Genomic DNA, 4393 nt, shown 5'->3' on the forward strand with positions numbered 1-4393 from the left:
AATAGGTTGTCAAAGGCCGAGTCGATTTTGGGGACTGGGATGTCCCAAAATCTATCACGAGGTCGAAGACACGCTTGTTTCGGGGTTGCTATCCTCTATTGATGGGATATTATTGAATACGGACTGCAGGATTGAATTTCCAGGATATTGAGTATGAGTGAAAATAACGACGGTAAAGGCGAAGACGGCAAGCTGCTGTATTGCTCATTTTGCGGCAAAAGCCAGCATGAAGTGAGAAAGCTGATCGCCGGCCCTTCTGTTTTTGTCTGCGATGAATGCGTGGAGCTGTGCAACGATATTATCCGTGAGGAAATGGAAGAAAGCGCGGAAGGTCCTGCTAGCAAATTGCCTACGCCGCATGAAATCAAGGAAGGTCTGGACAATTACGTCATCGGGCAGGACCAGGCCAAGCGGGTGCTTTCCGTCTCGGTTTACAACCACTACAAGCGTATGGATGCGCCCACAGGCAAGGACGAGGTGGAAATCGCCAAATCCAATGTCCTGCTCATCGGTCCCACGGGCTGCGGCAAAACCCTGCTGGCAGAAACCCTGGCACGCATGCTCAACGTCCCTTTTACCATCGCGGATGCAACCACTCTCACGGAAGCGGGCTATGTTGGCGAGGACGTGGAAAATATCATCCAGAAGCTGTTGCAGAAGTGTGACTACGATGTGGAGAAGGCCCAGACAGGTATCGTCTACATCGATGAGATCGACAAGATCTCGCGCAAGTCCGACAACCCGTCCATAACCCGTGACGTGTCCGGGGAAGGGGTGCAGCAAGCACTGCTGAAGCTTATCGAAGGCACCATTGCCTCCATCCCGCCCCAGGGCGGACGCAAACATCCACAGCAGGAATTCCTGCAGGTGGATACCAGTAAGATCCTGTTCGTGGTTGGCGGGGCTTTCGCCGGTCTGGACAAAGTGATCCGCAACCGTTCGGAAAAAGGCGGCATCGGTTTTTCCGCAGAGATCCGCACCAAGGACGAAACGCGCAGTGTTGGTGAACTGCTGCGGGACGTAGAGCCGGAAGATCTTGTGAGTTACGGCCTGATTCCCGAATTTGTCGGTCGTCTGCCCGTAGTCGCCACCCTGGAAGAGCTGGACGAAGATGCGCTGGTGCAGATTCTTACCCTGCCTAAGAATGCGCTCATCAAGCAGTATCAGCGGCTGTTCGAAATGGAAGGTGCGGAACTGGAAATCCGGGAGGATGCACTGCGCTCCATTGCCCGTAAAGCCATGGAGAGAAAGACTGGCGCCAGGGGCTTGCGCACGATCCTCGAACATGTGCTGCTGGATATCATGTATGACCTGCCGTCCATGGAAAACGTCAGCAAGGTGGTCATCGATCAGACTGTCATCGACGGAGAGAATGCACCCTACATCATTTACAGTGGGGATATGGATGGTGAACGACCGCGGGCGGCAGCCACCCAGGACTGAGTCCCCAAACCGGTGCCACCAAAGCACCGGTTTTGTTTTTTGCACAGGGATGTGCTTATGCTGCGAGCGCAGGGTACTGGAAATGCTCCTGACATTTCCAGCATTTCCTCCCTCCATGGAGGTCATGCGCAGGAGCAGCATGCAAATACCTGCGTGTATAGTAGGTGTAGAGATATGGAATAAACACCGGGCTTGAAATGGCTGTTTACAGCCCCATATAGAGTGGTAATCAGCGCTACCCGCCAGCTATCCAAATTTTTCCAGCCTTAGAACAAGAAGGCTGCAGTTTCTCAAGAGGAATAAATCATGGGTCAAGAACAAGGATCCAAACAATCCCCCGAAATCAGCACGCTGATTCCCGTGCTGCCCCTGCGCGATGTGGTGGTGTACCCCCACATGGTCATACCCCTGTTCGTGGGGCGGGAGAAATCCATCAAGGCGCTGGACGCCACCATGCAGGACAACAAGCAGATTCTGCTCGTGGCGCAGAAAAGCCCGGATGTGGATGATCCCGGCGTCAAGGATGTGTATGAAGTTGGCACCATGGCCAGTATCCTGCAGTTGCTGAAACTGCCGGATGGTACGGTCAAGGTGCTGGTGGAAGGCAGTAACCGCAGCCGTATCAAGGAAATCCGGGAAAAGGATGGCTATTACGTGGCAGAAGTAAGTCGCCTGGACGATGAGGATGAACTGCCAGAACAGGAAATGGAAGTGCTTATGCGCACGGCGACCGGCCTGTTCGACCAATATGTCAAACTCAACAAGAAAGTGCCTCCCGAAGTGCTGACCTCTCTGGCCAGCATCGATGAGCCGACACGCCTGGCCGATACCATGGCTGCGCACATGTCCCTGAAGCTGGACGAGAAGCAGCAGGTGCTGGAGATGCAAAGCGTGCGTGAGCGCCTGGAGCACCTGATGGCACTCATGGAGGGCGAGAACGATGTGCTGCAAATGGAAAAGCGCATTCGTGGCCAGGTCAAGAAACAGATGGAAAAGAACCAGCGCGAGTACTATCTGAATGAACAGATGAAAGCCATCCAGAAGGAGCTGGGTGAACTTGATGACGTGCCGAATGAGTTCGAGGAACTGGCGGAAAAGATTGAAAAAGCGGGGATGAGCAAGGAGGCCAGGACCAAGGCAGAAGCCGAACTGAACAAGCTCAAGCTCATGTCTCCCATGTCGGCTGAAGCCACTGTGGTGCGCAACTATATTGATGCACTGGTCAGTGTGCCCTGGAAGAAACGCAGCCGTGTACGCAACGACATTGCAAAGGCCGAAGCCGTTCTCGAAGCGGATCACTATGGCCTGGAAAAGGTAAAGGAACGCATCCTGGAGTATCTGGCAGTGCAGCAGCGGGTGCGCAAGCTGAAGGGGCCCATCCTGTGCCTGGTAGGACCTCCCGGAGTAGGCAAGACTTCCCTGGGGCAGTCGATCGCAAGAGCCACCAACCGGAAGTTCATTCGCATGGCGCTGGGCGGTGTACGCGATGAAGCTGAAATTCGCGGTCACCGCCGTACCTATATCGGTGCCATGCCTGGGAAGATCGTACAGAATCTGACCAAGGCCGGTGTACGCAATCCGCTGTTCCTGCTCGATGAGATCGACAAGATGGCCCAGGATTTCCGTGGAGATCCTGCATCGGCATTGCTGGAAGTGCTGGACCCCGAGCAGAACCATACTTTCCAGGATCATTATCTGGAGGTGGATTTCGATCTATCCGAAATCATGTTCGTGGCCACCGCCAACTCCCTGAACGTGCCGCCCGCGCTGTTGGACAGGATGGAGGTGATTCGTCTGTCCGGCTATACCGAAGACGAAAAGGTGAATATCGCTGAGCGCTATCTGGTTCCCAAGCAAATGGAGCACAACGGGCTGAAGGACAATGAACTGGTGATTCGTGAAGCAGCAGTGAGAGATATCGTGCGCTACTACACCCGCGAAGCCGGTGTGCGCAGCCTGGAACGGGAGATCGCCAAGATCTGCCGCAAGGTGGTGAAGGAGATTTTGCTGAAAGAGAACAAAGGCAAGAAAGTCATCGTTACGCCGAAGAAGCTGGAGCACTACTTGGGTGTGCAGCGTTTCCGCTACGGGAAAGCTGAAGAACGGGATCAGGTGGGGCAGGTCACCGGCCTGGCGTGGACCGAGGTCGGCGGCGAACTGCTCACCATCGAAGCGGCACTCATGCCCGGAAAGGGACGCCTCACTTATACCGGCCAGCTGGGTGATGTAATGAAGGAATCCATACAGGCCGCGATGACAGTCGTGCGCAGCCGCGCAGATGTGTTGGGGCTGGACAAGGACTTCCATCAGGAATATGACATTCATGTACACGTTCCGGAAGGCGCGACACCGAAAGACGGTCCCAGCGCTGGTATTGGCATGTGTACCGCCCTGGTGTCTTCCCTGACCCAAATACCCGTGAAGGCAGATGTTGCCATGACAGGGGAGATCACCCTGCGTGGAGAGGTGCTGCCCATCGGTGGTCTGAAAGAGAAACTTCTGGCAGCAGCCCGGGGTGGCATCAAGACAGTGATCATTCCCGAAGAAAACGAAAGGGATCTGAAAGAGATGCCTGCCAATATCACCCGCAGTCTTGATATCCGGCCGGTCAAGTGGATCGACGAAGTGCTGGAGATCGCGCTGCTGGAACAGCCTGCGCCGCGGGAAAAAAGCAAAGCTGCAGCTACTGCAGCCAGTGCCAAGGCTGGTGCGGGGAAGAAACCGCGAGGAAAGCGTTTGACCACGCATTGATCGGGGCATTGCAAAGTACAGACCTGCCGGTCGTGATCTGCGCTCGGCAGGTTTTTGATTTTATGTGACGATTATCGTCCCACGGCCAAGAATTTTACCGTGGAAGGCGCTTTTCCCTTGACAGTTTTCATCTGCGCTTGGTATAAAACGCACGCTTTTATGGAGCCTGGATATCTGCTGTTGCACTGGCAATTCGTTC

The 4393-nt window shown here is 54.7% G+C and carries 2 protein-coding genes; both read left to right on the top strand.

What is annotated here, in order from left to right; all coding sequences use genetic code 11:
* Positions 1 to 153 precede the first annotated feature (153 nt).
* Complete coding sequence (clpX, locus tag ACOCD2_RS13215) at positions 154 to 1443, top strand: ATP-dependent Clp protease ATP-binding subunit ClpX (RefSeq protein ID WP_293644023.1); 1290 nt, start codon at positions 154 to 156, stop codon at positions 1441 to 1443.
* Positions 1444 to 1749: 306 nt separating this feature from the next.
* Positions 1750 to 4194 carry an endopeptidase La gene (gene lon, locus ACOCD2_RS13220; RefSeq protein ID WP_293644025.1) on the top strand — a complete coding sequence of 815 codons (2445 nt, stop codon included), beginning with the start codon at positions 1750 to 1752 and terminating at the stop codon, positions 4192 to 4194.
* Positions 4195 to 4393: the final 199 nt, after the last annotated feature.

It is taken from the genome of Thiolapillus sp., from assembly GCF_048562965.1.
Classification (GTDB): Bacteria; Pseudomonadota; Gammaproteobacteria; order Chromatiales; family Chromatiaceae; genus Thiolapillus; species Thiolapillus brandeum_A.

Excerpts from the sequence above, each read along its gene's own strand:
- lon (WP_293644025.1), top strand. The coding sequence starts at position 1,750 with ATGGGTCAAGAACAAGGATCCAAACAATCCCCCGAAATCAGCACGCTG.
- clpX (WP_293644023.1), top strand. The coding sequence starts at position 154 with ATGAGTGAAAATAACGACGGTAAAGGCGAAGACGGCAAGCTGCTGTAT.